Source organism: Pseudomonas sp. Van50 (genome assembly GCF_055390755.1).
Genome location: NZ_AP024343.1, coordinates 6,606,921 through 6,622,122, shown reverse-complemented (window position 1 = coordinate 6,622,122; position 15,202 = coordinate 6,606,921). Strand labels below are relative to the sequence as shown.

General features: G+C 63.3%; 14 protein-coding genes and 2 pseudogenes. 13 read left to right on the top strand and 3 right to left on the bottom strand.

The features are described 5' to 3' along the window. The first annotated feature begins 157 nt into the window (after positions 1 to 157). The 11 genes and pseudogenes from ACZ5M5_RS28745 (at position 158) to madM (ending at position 8,701) form a co-directional block, all read left to right on the top strand. The gene (locus tag ACZ5M5_RS28745; protein ID WP_103308875.1) at positions 158 to 787 is read left to right on the top strand and encodes a nucleotidyltransferase domain-containing protein; all 630 of its coding nucleotides are present in this window, start codon (positions 158 to 160) and stop codon (positions 785 to 787) included. After that, positions 750 to 1,174: pseudogene (locus ACZ5M5_RS28740) on the top strand (hypothetical protein). Before ACZ5M5_RS28745 ends, ACZ5M5_RS28740 begins: the two are co-directional and overlap by 38 nt. Before the next feature lie 254 nt (positions 1,175 to 1,428). Then, positions 1,429 to 3,098 (top strand): annotated as a pseudogene (mdcA, locus tag ACZ5M5_RS28735) (malonate decarboxylase subunit alpha). Beyond that, complete coding sequence (locus ACZ5M5_RS28730) at positions 3,099 to 3,974, top strand: triphosphoribosyl-dephospho-CoA synthase (protein WP_060740217.1); 876 nt, start codon at positions 3,099 to 3,101, stop codon at positions 3,972 to 3,974. It abuts the pseudogene before it with no gap. Then, a complete protein-coding gene (locus ACZ5M5_RS28725; protein WP_003206454.1) occupies positions 3,974 to 4,273 on the top strand; it encodes a malonate decarboxylase subunit delta in 300 nt (99 codons plus the stop codon). Before ACZ5M5_RS28730 ends, ACZ5M5_RS28725 begins: the two co-directional genes overlap by 1 nt. Continuing rightward, entirely contained in the window at positions 4,266 to 5,117 is an 852-nt protein-coding gene (locus ACZ5M5_RS28720; RefSeq protein ID WP_454249013.1) for a biotin-independent malonate decarboxylase subunit beta, read from the top strand. Before ACZ5M5_RS28725 ends, ACZ5M5_RS28720 begins: the two co-directional genes overlap by 8 nt. Further along, positions 5,114 to 5,917 carry a biotin-independent malonate decarboxylase subunit gamma gene (gene mdcE, locus ACZ5M5_RS28715; RefSeq protein ID WP_060740219.1) on the top strand — a complete coding sequence of 268 codons (804 nt, stop codon included), beginning with the start codon at positions 5,114 to 5,116 and terminating at the stop codon, positions 5,915 to 5,917. The genes ACZ5M5_RS28720 and mdcE overlap by 4 nt, the downstream gene beginning before the upstream one ends. After that, positions 5,911 to 6,534, top strand: a complete 624-nt coding sequence (locus tag ACZ5M5_RS28710) for a malonate decarboxylase holo-ACP synthase (RefSeq protein ID WP_060740220.1) — start codon at positions 5,911 to 5,913, stop codon at positions 6,532 to 6,534. Before mdcE ends, ACZ5M5_RS28710 begins: the two co-directional genes overlap by 7 nt. Continuing rightward, complete coding sequence (gene mdcH / locus ACZ5M5_RS28705; protein ID WP_060740221.1) at positions 6,531 to 7,451, top strand: malonate decarboxylase subunit epsilon; 921 nt, start codon at positions 6,531 to 6,533, stop codon at positions 7,449 to 7,451. Before ACZ5M5_RS28710 ends, mdcH begins: the two co-directional genes overlap by 4 nt. 67 nt (positions 7,452 to 7,518) lie before the next feature. Next, on the top strand, positions 7,519 to 7,935 hold the full coding sequence (gene madL / locus ACZ5M5_RS28700; protein WP_060740222.1) for a malonate transporter subunit MadL: 417 nt from the start codon (positions 7,519 to 7,521) through the stop codon (positions 7,933 to 7,935). A 1-nt stretch (position 7,936) separates the two neighbouring features. Further along, positions 7,937 to 8,701: a malonate transporter subunit MadM gene (madM, locus tag ACZ5M5_RS28695; protein WP_060740223.1), complete on the top strand. Its 765-nt coding sequence runs from the start codon at positions 7,937 to 7,939 to the stop codon at positions 8,699 to 8,701. A gap of 137 nt (positions 8,702 to 8,838) precedes the next feature. On the opposite strand, the gene ACZ5M5_RS28690 is transcribed toward madM, so the two are convergent. Further along, on the bottom strand, positions 8,839 to 9,753 hold the full coding sequence (locus tag ACZ5M5_RS28690) for a LysR family transcriptional regulator (RefSeq protein WP_464738291.1): 915 nt from the start codon (positions 9,751 to 9,753) through the stop codon (positions 8,839 to 8,841). 158 nt (positions 9,754 to 9,911) lie between these two features. On the opposite strand from ACZ5M5_RS28690, the gene trhA reads away from it, so the two are divergent. Beyond that, a complete protein-coding gene (gene trhA, locus ACZ5M5_RS28685; protein WP_060740225.1) occupies positions 9,912 to 10,529 on the top strand; it encodes a PAQR family membrane homeostasis protein TrhA in 618 nt (205 codons plus the stop codon). Positions 10,530 to 10,653: 124 nt separating this feature from the next. Here the strand turns inward: trhA and ACZ5M5_RS28680 are convergent, their stop codons facing one another. Together ACZ5M5_RS28680 and ACZ5M5_RS28675 are read right to left on the bottom strand one after the other, a co-directional pair. Then, entirely contained in the window at positions 10,654 to 11,373 is a 720-nt protein-coding gene (locus ACZ5M5_RS28680) for a 16S rRNA (uracil(1498)-N(3))-methyltransferase (RefSeq protein ID WP_060740226.1), read from the bottom strand. A 156-nt stretch (positions 11,374 to 11,529) separates the two neighbouring features. Further along, positions 11,530 to 12,936 carry an adenosylmethionine--8-amino-7-oxononanoate transaminase gene (locus ACZ5M5_RS28675; RefSeq protein ID WP_060740227.1) on the bottom strand — a complete coding sequence of 469 codons (1,407 nt, stop codon included), beginning with the start codon at positions 12,934 to 12,936 and terminating at the stop codon, positions 11,530 to 11,532. A 246-nt stretch (positions 12,937 to 13,182) separates the two neighbouring features. On the opposite strand from ACZ5M5_RS28675, the gene ACZ5M5_RS28670 reads away from it, so the two are divergent. Beyond that, on the top strand, positions 13,183 to 14,943 hold the full coding sequence (locus ACZ5M5_RS28670; RefSeq protein WP_464738290.1) for a flavin monoamine oxidase family protein: 1,761 nt from the start codon (positions 13,183 to 13,185) through the stop codon (positions 14,941 to 14,943). Positions 14,944 to 15,202: the final 259 nt, after the last annotated feature.

Genomic DNA, 15,202 nt, shown 5'->3' with positions numbered 1-15,202 from the left:
AGCGGAGTGTCAGCCGGCTCAGTGTTGACTGATCCACCGTCATCGCGAGCAAGCTCGCTCCACAAAAGTCCAGACGCTTACGTTTAACGCCACTTCCAACTTGATAAGTCCCAAAAAGGGACCTATCGTTCCCTTTTTGGGACTTGTGGCCTTTTCCATGAATCACCTCTCTCTAAGCGATGCCTTGTTCACGGCCACTCAGCAACGGGTCCTGGGCCTGTTGTTCGGTAAACCGGATCAAAGTTTCTATGCCAATGAAATTGCTCGCTGGGCTCAAGTCGGCAAGGGCAGTCTGATGCGGGAGTTGGAGCGTTTGCAAAACTCAGGGATCTTGATGATGACTCGCCAGGGCAATCAAACCCATTACCAAGCCAATGTGAACTGCCCGATTTACGCGGAACTGTTGGGCATCGTTCAAAAAACCATGGGTATAGCGGAACCTTTGCGCCAAGCCTTGCAGCCGTTTTCCAGGCAGTTGAGCTGGGCATTCGTCTACGGTTCCATCGCCAAAGGCCAGGCGAACGCATCCAGTGACATAGATCTCATGCTGATCGGCGAAGGCCTGCACTACAGTGAAGTGATGGAGCGGCTTATGCCTCTGGAAGAGCAATTGGGCCGTCCTCTTAACCCTACGCTCTACACGCCCCAGGACTGGGCCGCAAAATTTGCGGCGGGTAACAGCTTCGTGGTTCGGGTAGCGCAGCAGGACAAGATCAACTTGTTGGGTGAAGACCCTTTGGAGTCCAAGGATGGGCAAGCAGGAAAGCCTGGAAAATCTGTTACGTAGCGGCAGCCTCAAAGCAGAACCGCCTGATCGCCAGGAATGTGAGGGCTTGATGCGTTCTGCAATGGAACGCCTGACAGATGCGCAAACAGTGTCTCTTTCGTTTGCCAGTCGATTCGACTTGGCGTACAACGCCGCCCATGCCGCCGCCCTTACGGCGTACGTTTGAGCGGCTATCGTTCGGACAAGCGTTATCTGGTCTTTCAGTGTCTGGTTCATACGGCGGATGTCACTAAAGTGCAGGTCCGGCTATTCGCCCTATGCCATGAGCGGCGCAACCTTGCCGAGTACGAGGGCTACATGGATGAAGATGACGCGCTTCTTACCCAACTGATTGAGAGTGCGGTAGAGCTGCTCGAACGGGTCCGGCAATTGATGGGTATGAGTTGATCCCTGCTGGCCGCCACAAAATCTAAAGCCAAACGCAATACTTGTGGGAGCGAGCTTGCTCGCGATAGCGGAGTGTCAGCCGGCTCAGCGTTGACTGATCCGCCGTCATCGCGAGCAAGCTCGCTCCCACAGGGGACTGGGTCCGTTTTTCCCACCATTACTCCAACCGTAACGATCCGCCGCTGAGCTTGATTGATGCCCTCGCCACAACACTCCTAAGGTAACCCCCACGACAGCGAACCCGTGGAGTGGTCATGACAACAACAATATCCCCCGACTCGCGCTGGACGCGGCGGCGCAGCGAAAAGCAGCGGCGTCTCGGGCTGGTGAAGGGGCTTGCCGACGGTGTGGTGTTGCCCACCGACAAGATCGTCGCGGCGCTGGAGGCGTTGATCCTGCCCGGCGACCGTGTGGTGCTGGAGGGCAATAACCAGAAGCAGGCGGACTTCCTCTCGCGCTCCTTGGCCAAGGCTGACCCGAGCAAGCTGAATGACTTGCACATGATCATGCCCAGCGTCGGCCGTTCCGAGCACCTGGACCTGTTCGAGCGCGGCATTGCCCGCAAGCTCGATTTCTCCTTCGCCGGTACCCAGAGCCTGCGCATCAGCCAGTTGCTGGAAGATGGCCTGCTGGAAATCGGTGCGATCCACACCTACATCGAACTCTATGCCCGGCTGGTGGTGGACCTGATTCCCAACGTGGTGCTCTCGGCCGGTTTCATGGCCGACCGCGCCGGCAACATCTACACCGGCCCCAGCACCGAAGACACGCCGGCGCTGATCGAGCCGGCGGCTTTCAGCGACGGGATTGTCATTGTCCAGGTCAACCAGTTGGTGGATGACGTCAGCGACCTGCCGCGAGTGGACATCCCGGCGTCCTGGGTGGACTTCGTGGTGGTGGCCGACAAGCCGTTCTACATCGAGCCGCTGTTCACCCGCGACCCGCGCCACATCAAGCCTGTGCATGTGTTGATGGCGATGATGGCGATCCGCGGGATCTACGAAAAACACAACGTCCAGTCCCTCAATCACGGCATCGGTTTCAACACCGCCGCCATCGAATTGATCCTGCCGACCTACGGCGAATCCCTCGGTTTGAAGGGCAAGATCTGCCGCAACTGGACCCTCAATCCCCATCCAACCCTGATCCCGGCCATCGAAAGCGGCTGGGTCGAAAGCGTGCATTGCTTCGGCACCGAGTTGGGCATGGAAAACTACATCGCCGCTCGCCCCGACGTGTTCTTCACCGGCCACGACGGCTCTCTGCGTTCCAATCGCATGGTCTGCCAACTGGCCGGGCAATACGCGGTGGACCTGTTCATCGGCGCCACCCTGCAAGTGGACGGCGACGGCCATTCCTCCACCGTGACCCGCGGCCGCTTGGCCGGCTTCGGCGGTGCGCCGAACATGGGCCACGACCCCGCGGTCGCCGTCATGGCACGCCGGCCTGGCTCGACATGCGCCATGGCGATGGCGAGGCGCCGTTGCTCGAACGCGGCAAGAAGCTGGTGGTGCAGATGGTCGAGACGTTCCAGGAGGGCGGCAAACCGACCTTCGTCGAGACCCTCGATGCGGTGGACGTGGCGAAGAAAGCCGGCATGCCCCTGGCGCCGATCATGATCTACGGCGACGACGTCACCCACCTGCTGACCGAAGAGGGCATCGCCTACCTGTACAAGGCTCGTTCCCTGGAAGAACGCCAGGCGATGATCGCCGCCGTGGCCGGGGTCACTGCCATCGGCTTGCGCCACAACCCGAAAGACACCGCGCGCATGCGCCGCGAAGGGCTGATCGCCTTGCCCGAAGACCTCGGCATCCGTCGCACCGACGCCACCCGCGAGTTGCTCGCGGCCAAGAGCGTGGCCGATCTGGTGGAATGGTCCGGTGGCCTCTACAACCCACCCGCCAAGTTCAGGAGCTGGTAAATGCACGCCTTCAACCTGCAACCGAAAAAACTGTCCTTGGCCGAACGTCTGGCGGACATGGCAGTGGATGCGCTGATCGACGAAGCCGACCTGTCACCTAAACCGGCCTTGGTGGACCGTCGCGGCAATGGCGCCCACACCGACCTGCACCTGGGCCTGATGCATGCTTCGGCGCTGTCGCTGTGGCCGGCGTTCAAGGAAATGGCCGAGGCCGCCCTCGAATGCGGCGAAATCGGCCTGCCGTTGCGTGAAGCCCTTGGGCGGATCGGCCGTGAGGGGGAAGCGGCGATGCTTGCCACCACGGGCGGGGTAAACACCCATCGTGGCGCGATCTGGGCCTTGGGCCTGTTGGTCGCTGCAGCGGCGCTGGAACCTGAATCCAGTGTCGCCAGCGCCGTTACTTTGCGCGCCGCCCGCCTGGCCTTGCTCAACGACCGTTATGCGCCTCGCCCCTTGAGCCATGGCGCCCAGGTCGCCCAGCGCTATGGCGTGCGCGGTGCCCGGGAAGAAGCGCAACTGGCGTTTCCGGCGGTGACTGGCTTGGGCCTGCCGCAACTCAAGCGCAGCCGCGCGGCAGGGGCGGGCGAGCAGAACGCCCGGCTCGATGCCTTGCTGGCGATCATGACCACCCTGGCCGACACCTGCGTGCTCTACCGCGCTGGCGAGCCGGGTTTGCAGGCCATGCAACAAGGCGCCAGAGCGGTGCTCGATGCCGGTGGCAGTGCGAGCCTGGGCGGTCGGCGCCAATTGCACGCGCTGGATCAACAACTGATTGCCTTGAACGCCTCGCCCGGCGGCGCTGCCGACCTGCTCGCCGCCTGCCTGTTCCTCGATCGTATCGAGCGTGGCGATGGCCTCTTCCCTGGAGTGTGCTGATGGAAACCCTATCCTTTGAATTCCCCGCCGGGCAGCCGCCACGGGGCCGGGCGCTGGTGGGCTGCGTCGGCTCGGGCGACCTGGAAGTGCTGATCGAACCTGGCCTGGCGGGCAAGCTGACCATCCAGGTGCAGACCTCGGTCAATGGCAGCGAGCAACGCTGGCAACATCTGTTCGCCCGCATGTTCGACGGCCAGACGCCACCGGCCCTGTCCATCGACATTCATGATTTCGGCGCCACCCCTGGCGTGGTGCGTCTGCGCCTGGAGCAAGGTTTCGAGGAGATCGGCCATGACTGACAGCGCAGCGTTGCTCAACAAGCACAGCTTCGTCGAACTCGGCGCCCGGCAGCGGGCCAAGGCCTTGCTCGATGACGGCACTTTCCGTGAATTGCTCGACCCGTTCCAGCGGGTCATGTCGCCGTGGTTGTTGCGTCAGGGCGTGGTGCCGCAAAGCGACGACGGCGTGGTGATCGCCAAAGGCTCGCTCGATGGCCTGCCCGTGGTGATCGCCGCCATTGAAGGTGCGTTCCAGGGTGGCAGCCTCGGCGAAGTCGGCGGGGCGAAGATTGCCGGGGCGTTGGAACTGGCCGCCGAAGACAACCGCAAAGGCATTCCGACCCGCGCCGTGCTGCTGCTGGAAACCGGTGGCGTGCGGTTGCAGGAGGCCAACCTGGGGCTTGCGGCGATTGCCGAGATTCATTCGGCGATTGTCGATTTGCGTCAGTACCAGCCCGTGGTGGGCGTGGTGGCCGGCAGCGTCGGTTGCTTTGGCGGCATGTCCATCGCCGCCGGGCTGTGCAGTTATCTGCTGGTGACCCGGGAAGCGCGGCTGGGCCTGAACGGTCCGCAAGTGATCGAACAGGAAGCCGGCCTCGACGAATACGACTCCCGTGACCGGCCATTCATCTGGAGCCTGACGGGCGGCGAGCAGCGTTTCGCCACGGGACTGGTGGATCGTTATGCGGCCGACGATGTGACGCAGATCCGCCAACAGGTCAGCCAATTGCTGCACCTGGGCGTGCCCGTGCAACACCGTAGCGGCCAGGCCGAACTGTTCCTGCAGCGCTTGGCGCGCTTGGACACTGATGTGCAAATCGAACCGGCAGCGGTTCGTCAGTTGTATCAGGGAGAACGCCCATGAGTGCCTATTCATTGAGAGGCTTGCGCTGGTTCGAAGCCTTGAGTGGCGATGCCAGCGCGGTACAAGGTTTGCCTGCTTCGTTGAAGGTCGCCGATGTCCGCCTGGGCGAGCAAACCGCGCGCCTGCTGGCGGTGGTGGCCGATCCCGACAACCGTTTCCCCCGGGCGCGCAACGGCGAAGTCGGCTTGCTGGAAGGCTGGGGCCTGGCCAAGGCGGTGGATGACGCCATCGATGCCGACCGCGATGCCGCCCACAAGCGTGCGTTGATCGCGATTGTCGATGTACCGAGCCAGGCCTATGGCCGGCGTGAAGAAGCCCTGGGCATTCATCAGGCCTTGGCCGGTGCGGCGGACAGCTATGCCCGTGCGCGGCTGGCCGGGCATCCGGTGATTGGCTTGCTGGTGGGCAAGGCGATGTCGGGGGCGTTCCTGGCCCACGGCTACCAGGCCAACCGGCTGATTGCCCTGCGCGACCCGGGCGTGATGGTCCACGCCATGGGCAAGGCCTCGGCGGCGCGGGTGACCTTGCGCAGTGTCGAAGAGCTTGAAGCCTTGGCCGCCAGCGTGCCGCCGATGGCCTATGACATCGACAGTTTTGCCAGCCTGGGCCTGCTGTGGGAAACCTTGTCGGTGGAGCAGATCGAGCAGCCCTGCGCGAGCGATCTGGCTCGGGTGACTGACTGCCTGCAACAAGCGATCAACGATGTCGCCAATGCGCCTCGCGACTTGCGCAGCCGCCTCGGTGCGACCCATCGGGCCGCCTCCAGCACGGTTCGCCAATTGTTGAGCGCGCAGTGGTGAACGGGTTCCTGGCCCATGACCTGCTCTGGGGAATGACGCCGGAGCACTTGCCGGCGGATGCGCCACGCTGGGCCGTCGAGAGCCTCGGCCTCGGCCAACCGGTGGTGGTGCGCCGGGCGTTGACCTTGTCCGGGGATGTCGCGGTGGGCGTGCGCGGTCGCTCCAGGGCGCAGCGTTACGCCACGTCGATGCCGATGGCTGCGATCCAGCGCCGGGTGCGCCCGGAGGACCTGTGCCAGATCGAGTCGCCGCGCGATCTGCCGGCCCTGCACGCCCTGGCCCGGCTGCGCCCGCTACTCGATGGCAGTGGCTGGACCTGGGGCGTTAGCGGCAGCGCCGGGTTCGAACTCGCCAGCGGTGTCGAGGCCCTGCATGAGCGCAGTGACCTGGATTTGATTCTGCGCACACCGCACTGTCTGGATCGTCTCCAGGCCAGGGATTTGCTGGCGCTACTGGATGCTTCGGTATGCGCCGTGGACATGCAGTTGCAAACGCCTCGCGGCGCCGTGGCCCTGCGGGAATGGGCGGGTTCGTCGCCTCGGGTCTTGCTCAAGGACGATGTTCAGGCCCGGCTGGTGAGCGATCCTTGGCAGCCTTGCGTGGAGCAGGTCGTGTGAGCAGCCTCTTCGTCTTTCCCGGCCAGGGTGCGCAGCGCGTGGGCATGCTTCATGGGCTGGCGCCGCTGATCCTGGACGAGGCAGGGGATGTGCTCGGTGAAGACGTCTTGCGATTGGACAGCGCCGAGGCGTTGCAATCGACCCGCGCCGTGCAGCTGTGCCTGCTGATCGCCGGCGTGGCGGCGGCCCGCCGATTGCTGGAACAAGCCCCCGCGCCGGATTATGTGGCAGGGCTGTCCATCGGTGCGTATCCGGCGGCGGTCGTTGCCGGGGCGCTGGGCTTCGAGGATGCGCTGCGGCTGGTCAGCCTGCGCGGTGAACTGATGCAGCAGGCGTATCCGCATGGCTACGGCATGAGCGCGATCATCGGCCTGGACCTGGCGGCAGTGGAAGCCTTGCTGGCCCAGGTGCATAGCCAAGCAACGCCGGTCTACCTGGCCAATATCAACGCCGACAACCAAGTGGTCATTGCCGGCAGCGACGAAGCCATGGGCCTGGTCGCCGAAAAGGCTCGGCGCCAAGGCGCTGGCAAAGCCTGTCGGCTGGCGGTGAGCGTGCCGTCCCATTGCCCGTTGCTGGAGGCTCCGGCGCGGACATTGGCCCAGGCGTTTGCCGAGGTGCCGTTGAAAGCCCCCACACTGGGCTATCTCAGCAGCAGCCGCGCCCGGCCGGTGATCAGCACTGAGGCCCTGCGCGACGACCTGGCGTTCAACATGTGCCGCGTCGTCGATTGGCGCGGCACCGTGCAAAGCGCCTACGAGCGTGGCGTGCGGCTACAGATCGAACTGCCACCCGGCGCGGTACTCACCGGGCTGGCGCGCCGGGTGTTCGAGCAGGGCACCGTCATTGCCTTCGACGGTGCCCGGCTCGATACCTTGCAGGCGCTGTTGCGTGAGGAGGGAAACCGCCAACCCTAGACCACCTACTCAAGCTGACGAAGCACAAAAACAACAACTTCGACGATGCACTTTGAGGACTACGACAATGATTATTTACGGTGTGGCGCTGTTGGCGATCTGTACGCTGACAGGGGTGATCCTGGGCGACATGCTCGGCGTGTTGCTGGGCGTCAAATCCAACGTGGGCGGGGTCGGCATTGCCATGATCCTGCTGATCTGCGCACGGTTGTGGATGCAAAAACGCGGCGGCATGACCAAGGACTGTGAGATGGGCGTGGCCTTCTGGGGCGCCATGTACATTCCGGTGGTGGTGGCGATGGCCGCGCAGCAGAACGTGGTCACGGCCCTGCACGGTGGCCCGGTGGCGGTGTTGGCGGCCATCGGTTCGGTGGTGCTCTGTGGTTGCACCATTGCGCTGATCAGCCGGACCCACAAAGGCGAGCCATTGCCCGATGAGCCGGCGGAACTGACCCCGCTGGGCACGCCAGCAGGAGGTCGCTGATATGTGGGATCTCATCGAGAAAGGCCTGGAGCATAACGGTCTGATCACGGCGTTCGCGTTCGTGGGCGTGATCATGTGGGTATCGGTGGTGTTGTCCAAGCGCCTGACCTATGGACGGATCCACGGTTCGGCGATCGCCATTGTCATCGGCCTGGTGCTGGCCTGGGTGGGCGGCACCATGACTGGCGGGCAAAAAGGTCTGGCGGACTTGTCCCTGTTCTCCGGTATCGGTTTGATGGGCGGGGCCATGTTGCGTGACTTCGCCATCGTTGCCACGGCCTTCGAAGTGCAGGCCACCGAGGCGAAGAAGGCCGGGATGATTGGCGTCATCGCGTTGCTGCTGGGCACGATCCTGCCGTTCATCGTCGGTGCGAGCATCGCTTGGTTGTTCGGTTATCGCGACGCGGTGAGCATGACCACCATCGGCGCGGGTGCGGTGACCTACATCGTCGGGCCCGTGACCGGGGCCGCGATTGGCGCCACGTCCGATGTGATGGCGTTGTCGATTGCCACCGGCTTGATCAAGGCGATCATCGTAATGGTCGGCACCCCCATGGCGGCGCGCTGGATGGGCCTGGATAACCCGCGCTCGGCCATGGTATTCGGTGGCTTGGCCGGGACGGTGAGTGGCGTGACGGCCGGCCTGGCCGCGACGGACCGGCGGCTGGTGCCGTACGGCGCGTTGACGGCGACCTTCCACACCGGGTTGGGGTGCTTGCTGGGGCCTTCGTTGTTGTACTTCATTGTTCGCGGGATTGTTGGTTAAGCCTCCGGATCGGCTCTGAGTGGGCCGATGCCATCGCGAGCAAGCTCGCTCCCACAGTGGATCGGGGTGAACCTGGATTCTGGGTATGCCACGAACCTTGTGGGAGCGAGCTTGCTCGCGATGGGGGCAGCACGATTTCAGGCCTGGCGATTGGCATACATCCGGCACTCGGCCAACAGCGCCAGCAGGTTCGGATCACGCTCCTTGGCCTTGAGGAACACCACGCCGATGTGCTGCTGCAACCGGTACTTTTCCTGCAACGGGATCAGTTTCACCCGGTTTTCATACACCGCCGCGATCCGGCCGGGCAGCAACGCATAACCCACCCCGGAGCTGACCATGCTCAGCAGGGTGAAGATGTCGTTGACCTGCATCGCCACCTTCGGCTCGAACCCCGCCTGCTTGAACACCCGAATCCCGTCCTGATGTGTGGCAAAACCCTGGGTCAAGGTGATGAATGTCTCGTCGCGGACCTCGGCCAGGTCGACTTCGCTGCGATGGGCAAAGGGTGAGTCGGCTGGCGTGGCGAGGAAGATGTCATCGGAAAACAGCGCAATCTGCTCGCAGTCCGGGTCGTTGACGCTGTCGTCCAGGGACACCAGGATCGCATCGACCTCCATGTTCTTGAGCTTGTACAGCAAGTCGATGTTGGAGCCCATGATCAGGTCGATATTGAGTTCGCTGCGGCGGATCTTCAGGCCCATGATCAACTGCGGCACGGTCTTGACCGTCAGCGAATACAGCGAGCCGAGCTTGAAGCGCTCGGCGGAGAAACCGGCGGCCTCACGGGTCAGGCGCACGCTGTCGACCACGTCCTGGATCAGCTTCTGCGCCCGTTCTTCCAGCACGTAAGCGCTTTCCAGCGGTGTGAGGTTGCGCCCTTCGTGCTTGAACAATGGGCAGCGCAGGGCGCTTTCCAGCGAGTGAATGGCCCGGTGCACACTGACGTTGCTGGTCTGCAACTCGGCCGCCGCCCGCGCCAGGTTACCGGTGCGCATGAAGGCCAGGAACACCTCCAGTTTCTTCAGGGTCAATTCTTCGTCGATCAGCATGGGGCGGACTCTTATTCGTATGGTTTGATTGTGCCCCAACCGACTCTTTTTGGAGGAGTTAATCAGTGGTGGGCTCAGAGGGGTAGCAGCAAACCATTGCACTTTGCAGCGCCAAGCCTGAGCCTGGGCACCTGTTTCTAAATGTGAGGTGGTATTGGATGTATCACGGGGAACGACTCAACGCCTGGACGCACCTGGTGGGGGCGGTGGCGGCGTTTATCGGCGCAGTGTGGTTGCTGGTGATCGCCGGGATGGCCGGCGATCCGTGGAAGATCGTCAGCGTGGCGATCTACGGGTTCACCTTGTTGGTGCTGTACAGCGCTTCGACGGTTTATCACAGCGTGCGCGGGCGCAAAAAGGAAATCATGCAGAAGGTCGATCACTTTTCGATCTACCTGCTGATCGCCGGCAGCTATACCCCGTTCTGCCTGGTGACCCTGCGCGGGCCGTGGGGCTGGACGTTGTTCGGGATCGTCTGGGGGCTGGCGGTGATCGGGATCTTGCAGGAAATCAAGCCGCGTTCCGAAGCGCGGATCCTGTCGATCGTGATCTACGCCGTGATGGGCTGGATCGTGCTGGTGGCGGTCAAACCGTTGTTGGCGGCCCTGGGCAGCACCGGGTTTGCCTGGCTGGCCTCGGGCGGCGTGTTGTACACCGTGGGCATCATCTTTTTCGCCCTTGACCACCGTCTGCGCCACGCCCACGGCATCTGGCACCTGTTCGTGATCGCCGGCAGCCTGCTGCACTTCGTGGCGATTCTGTTTTATGTGCTCTAACCCCTGAGCAACCTGGATTCAATGTGGGAGCGAGCTTGCTCGCGATAGCGTCGGATCAGTCAGCATCGATGTTGACTGGCCCACCGCCATCGCGAGCAAGCTCGCTCCCACAGGGGGGCTGACTTCAGAAATCCCCCCACAACTGCTGTGCCACGGCCAGGGCCACCACCGGCGCGGTTTCGGTGCGCAGCACGCGTGGGCCGAGGCGGGCGGCCTGGTAGCCGGCGGTCTTGGCCTGCTCGACCTCGGCATCCGACAACCCGCCTTCGGGACCGATCAGGAAGGCCAGGGTCGACGGTTTTTCATGACTGACCAGCGGCTCGGCCACCGGGTGCAGCACCAGCTTCAATTCGGCCTCGGCCTGCTTCAACCAGTCAGCCAGCAGCAGCGGTGGATGGATCACCGGCACGGTCGAGCGCCCGCACTGCTCGCAAGCGCTGATCGCCACCTGGCGCCAGTGCAGCAGGCGCTTGTCGGCGCGCTCGTCCTTGAGGCGCACTTCGCAACGTTCGCTGAAAATCGGCGTGATCTCGCTGACCCCCAGCTCCGTGGCTTTCTGGATCGCCCAATCCATGCGCTCGCCCCGGGACAGGCCCTGGCCGAGGTGGATACGCAACGGCGATTCAAGTTGTCCGGCGAACTGCTCGTCCAACTGCACCCGCACGCGCTTTTTGCCGACTTCGGCCAACGTGCCGCGAAACTCCTGGCCGGAGCCATCGAACACTTGCACCGCATCGCCCTCGGCCATGCGCAGCACCCGACCGATGTAGTGGGCCTGGGCTTCAGGCAGTTCGTGGTCGCCGAGGCTCAGGGGGGCGTCGATGAAGAAGCGGGACAGTCTCATGTTTTGTTCTCTATTGAATCTGAATTCGACATTGCTGCAGGGGAGCTTTTTTGGCGAGGGAGCTTGCTCCCGCTCGGGTGCGCAGCGCCCGCTCTTCTTTAGGGCCGCTTCGCAGCCCAGCGGGAGCAAGCTCCCTCGCCACAGAGAAACGTGTCGTCAGCCCGGATCGCGATAGCCCGGGTGAAAGTCCTTCGGCACCGCCACGCTGACCTTGTCCCGGGTGGCGATGTCGATGCCTTCACTGGCCACTTCGGCGAGGAAGTCGATCTGCTCGGGGGTGATGACATACGGCGGCAGGAAATACACCACGCTACCCAACGGCCGCAACAATGCACCGCGCTCCAGGGCATGCTGGAACACCGCCAGGCCACGCCGTTCCTGCCACGGATACGCGGTTTTGCTGACCTTGTCCTTGACCATCTCGATGGCCAGCACCATGCCGGTCTGGCGCACTTCGGCGACGTTCGGGTGATCGGCCAGGTGCGCAGTGGCGCTGGCCATGCGCTGGGCCAGGGCCTGGTTGTTTTCGATGACGTTGTCTTCTTCGAAGATGTCCAGCGTCGCCAGGGCCGCCGCGCAGGCCAGCGGGTTGCCGGTGTAGCTGTGGGAGTGCAGGAAGGCGCGCAGGGTCGGGTAGTCGTCGTAGAACGCGCTGTAGACCTCGTCGGTGGTCACGCACGCCGCCAGCGGCAGGTAGCCGCCGGTCAGGGCCTTGGACAGACAGAGAAAATCCGGTGTGATACCGGCCTGCTCACAAGCGAACATCGTCCCGGTGCGGCCAAAGCCGACGGCGATTTCGTCATGGATCAGGTGCACGCCATAGCGGTCGCATGCCTCGCGCAATAACTTCAGGTACACCGGATGGTACATGCGCATGCCGCCGGCACCCTGGATCAGCGGCTCGACGATCACCGCCGCCACCGTGTCGTGGTGCTCGGCCAGGGTCTGCTCCATGGCGGCGAACAGGTTGCGTGAATGTTCTTCCCAGCCCATGCCTTCGGGGCGGTGGTAGCAGTCGGGGCTCGGCACCTTGATCGTGTCCAGCAGCAACGCTTTGTAGGTTTCAGTGAACAACGGCACATCGCCCACTGACATCGCCGCGATGGTTTCGCCGTGGTAGCTGTTGCTCAGGGTGACGAAGCGTTTCTTGTCCGGCCGGCCGCGATTGATCCAGTAGTGGAAGCTCATCTTCATCGCCACTTCGATGCAGGACGAGCCGTTATCGGCATAGAAGCACCGGGTCAGGCCCTCGGGCGTCATCTTCACCAGGCGCTCGGACAGTTCGATCACGGGCTGATGGCTGAAGCCGGCCAGGATCACATGCTCCAACTGATCGACCTGGTCCTTGATGCGCTGGTTGATGCGCGGGTTGGCGTGGCCGAACACGTTGACCCACCAGGAACTGACGGCATCGAGGTAGCGCTTGCCTTCGAAATCTTCCAGCCACACGCCTTCACCACGCTTGATGGGGATCAGCGGCAGCTGTTCGTGGTCTTTCATCTGGGTGCAGGGATGCCACAGCACCGCGAGGTCGCGTTGCATCCACTGGTTATTCAGGCCCATTTACAGTCTCCTCGAGGCGGCTCGCGGCGGGCGCGGGCAAAACAATCGCGCAAGCCTATGCAATGGCGGCCCTGGGGACAACCCATTGTGTCGTTGACGCGACTTTGCGCGAGGCGATAGACGCCGCTGGCGGCGCTTTGATGGCTGTCGTATTCTTCGCCGTTCCCTGAGCCGACTGGCTCGAAAAACCGAGAGCCGCCTGGCTCGAAAGCTGAAATTTCCTACGTTTAATCCGGAGTTCGTTGAATGTCTGCTGGTTGGCTGCGCGCCTGTGCGCTGGTGATGATAGGGCTGTTCAGCGTTTCGGCGCTGGCCAAGGACAAACAACCGACGGCCATCGTCATCGGCGGCGGCCTGGCGGGACTCACCGCGGCCTATGAGCTGCAGAACAAAGGCTGGGCCGTGACGCTGCTGGAAGCCAAGCCGGACCTGGGCGGTCGCTCGGGCATGGCCACCAGCGAGTGGATCGGCAATGAGAAGACGCAGCCGGTGCTGAACAAATACGTCTCGGCCTTCAAGCTGAGCACCACGCCGGCCCCGGAGTTCGTGCGTACCCCCAGCTACCTGATCGACGGCACCTACTTCACCGCCGCCGATCTGGCGACCAAGCAGCCGGCCACCGCCGAAGCCCTCAAGCGCTACGAAACCACCCTGGACGACCTGGCGCGCTCCATCGAAGACCCGCAGAACCCGGCGGCGAATAACACGTTGCACGCGCTGGACCAGATCACCGTCTCCAACTGGCTCGATCGTCTACAACTGCCGGCCACGGCGCGTCAGTTGGTGAACCAGGAGATTCGCACCCGTTATGACGAACCTTCGCGCCTGTCGCTGCTGTATTTCGCCCAGCAGAACCGCGTCTATCGTGGCGTGTCCGACCGCGACCTGCGCGCCTCGCGCCTGCTCGGCGGCAGTCCGACCCTGGCCCAGGCGTTCGTCAAGCAACTGAAAACCATCAAGACCAACTCGCCGGTGTCGGCCATCTCCCAGGACAAGGATGGCGTGACCGTCAAGGTCGGCAGCGTGGGTTACCAGGCTGACTACGTGGTGCTGGCGGTGCCGTTGCGGGCGCTGAACAAGATCCAGTTGACCCCGGCCCTGGACGCCCAGCATCAAGGCGCGATCAAGGGCACCAACTACGGTTGGCGCGACCAGATCATGCTCAAGTTCAAGACCCCCGTCTGGGACAGCAAGGCACGCATGTCGGGCGAAATCTACAGCAACGCCGGCCTGGGCATGATGTGGATCGAGCCGGCCATGAAGGGCGGCGCCAACGTGGTCATCAACCTGTCCGGCGACAACGCCCGGGTGATGCAGGCCTTCGGCGACAAGCAGATGGTCGATCAGGTGCTGATCCGCCTGCACGCGTTTTATCCACAGGCCCGTGGCGCGTTCACCGGCTATGAAATCCGCCGCTACAGCACCGACCCGTCCACGGGCGGCGCGTACCTGGCCTTCGGCCCGGGCCAGATCAGCAAGTACTGGCGTCTGTGGGAAAAACCGTTGCAGCGTGTAGCCTTTGCCGGCGAACACACCGACACCCTGTATCCGGGCACCCTGGAAGGCGCGTTGCGCAGCGGCCAGCGGGCTGCCAGCCAGGTTGAAGACCTGGCGGCCGGCAAGTCGTTCGAACCGGCCAAGGTCGCTCCCGCCGCGACAGCCGCCGCTGCCGGTGCGGTGGCGGCGAAGAAGGGCAACTTCTTCAGCAACCTGTTCGGTGGCTCGGATGACGACAAGAAGCCGGAGCCGGTCAAGGCGCCAGAGCAGCCGGTAGCGCCTGCTCCAGTGCCGGCACCCGCCCCAGCGCCGGCACCAGTGGAACCTCCCGCGCCGGCCCCGGCGAAGGTTGAGCCAGCCAAGAAAGCAACGACCAAACCGGCAGCAAAAAAACCAGCTGCCAAGGCACCGGCTAAAAAAACACCGGCCAAGGCACCGGTGAAAAAGACTGAACCGGTGAAGAAACCCGCCACCAAGCCGGCGGCGACTACTGAGACGAAGGCTCAGTAACGGTCAGGTGGAAAAAAGCACGGCTCGAGGACCCAATGCTGTTCACTTGAGGTGATCGAAAAACCCGTGGCGAGGGAGCTTGCTCCCGCTGGGCCGCGAAGCGGCCCCAAAACCTGCCAAATGCGGAGCATCAGATACACCGCACCCGCCGGTTTACGACTGCTTCGCAGCCGAGCGGGAGCAAGCTCCCTCGCCACAGCTCCATTATTTTTCTCAAATGAACCACATGGGCCCAAGGGCCGCGTTTTTTTATCCCGCA

What these genes read in the sequence shown, in the direction of transcription:
- ACZ5M5_RS28745 (WP_103308875.1), top strand. Translation starts at nt 158, where the DNA reads ATGAATCACCTCTCTCTAAGCGATGCCTTGTTCACGGCCACTCAGCAA.
- ACZ5M5_RS28730 (WP_060740217.1), top strand. Translation starts at nt 3,099, where the DNA reads ATGCACGCCTTCAACCTGCAACCGAAAAAACTGTCCTTGGCCGAACGT.
- ACZ5M5_RS28725 (WP_003206454.1), top strand. Translation starts at nt 3,974, where the DNA reads ATGGAAACCCTATCCTTTGAATTCCCCGCCGGGCAGCCGCCACGGGGC.
- ACZ5M5_RS28720 (WP_454249013.1), top strand. Translation starts at nt 4,266, where the DNA reads ATGACTGACAGCGCAGCGTTGCTCAACAAGCACAGCTTCGTCGAACTC.
- mdcE (WP_060740219.1), top strand. Translation starts at nt 5,114, where the DNA reads ATGAGTGCCTATTCATTGAGAGGCTTGCGCTGGTTCGAAGCCTTGAGT.
- madL (WP_060740222.1), top strand. Translation starts at nt 7,519, where the DNA reads ATGATTATTTACGGTGTGGCGCTGTTGGCGATCTGTACGCTGACAGGG.
- madM (WP_060740223.1), top strand. Translation starts at nt 7,937, where the DNA reads ATGTGGGATCTCATCGAGAAAGGCCTGGAGCATAACGGTCTGATCACG.
- ACZ5M5_RS28690 (WP_464738291.1), bottom strand. Translation starts at nt 9,753, where the DNA reads ATGCTGATCGACGAAGAATTGACCCTGAAGAAACTGGAGGTGTTCCTG.
- trhA (WP_060740225.1), top strand. Translation starts at nt 9,912, where the DNA reads ATGTATCACGGGGAACGACTCAACGCCTGGACGCACCTGGTGGGGGCG.
- ACZ5M5_RS28680 (WP_060740226.1), bottom strand. Translation starts at nt 11,373, where the DNA reads ATGAGACTGTCCCGCTTCTTCATCGACGCCCCCCTGAGCCTCGGCGAC.
- ACZ5M5_RS28675 (WP_060740227.1), bottom strand. Translation starts at nt 12,936, where the DNA reads ATGGGCCTGAATAACCAGTGGATGCAACGCGACCTCGCGGTGCTGTGG.
- ACZ5M5_RS28670 (WP_464738290.1), top strand. Translation starts at nt 13,183, where the DNA reads ATGTCTGCTGGTTGGCTGCGCGCCTGTGCGCTGGTGATGATAGGGCTG.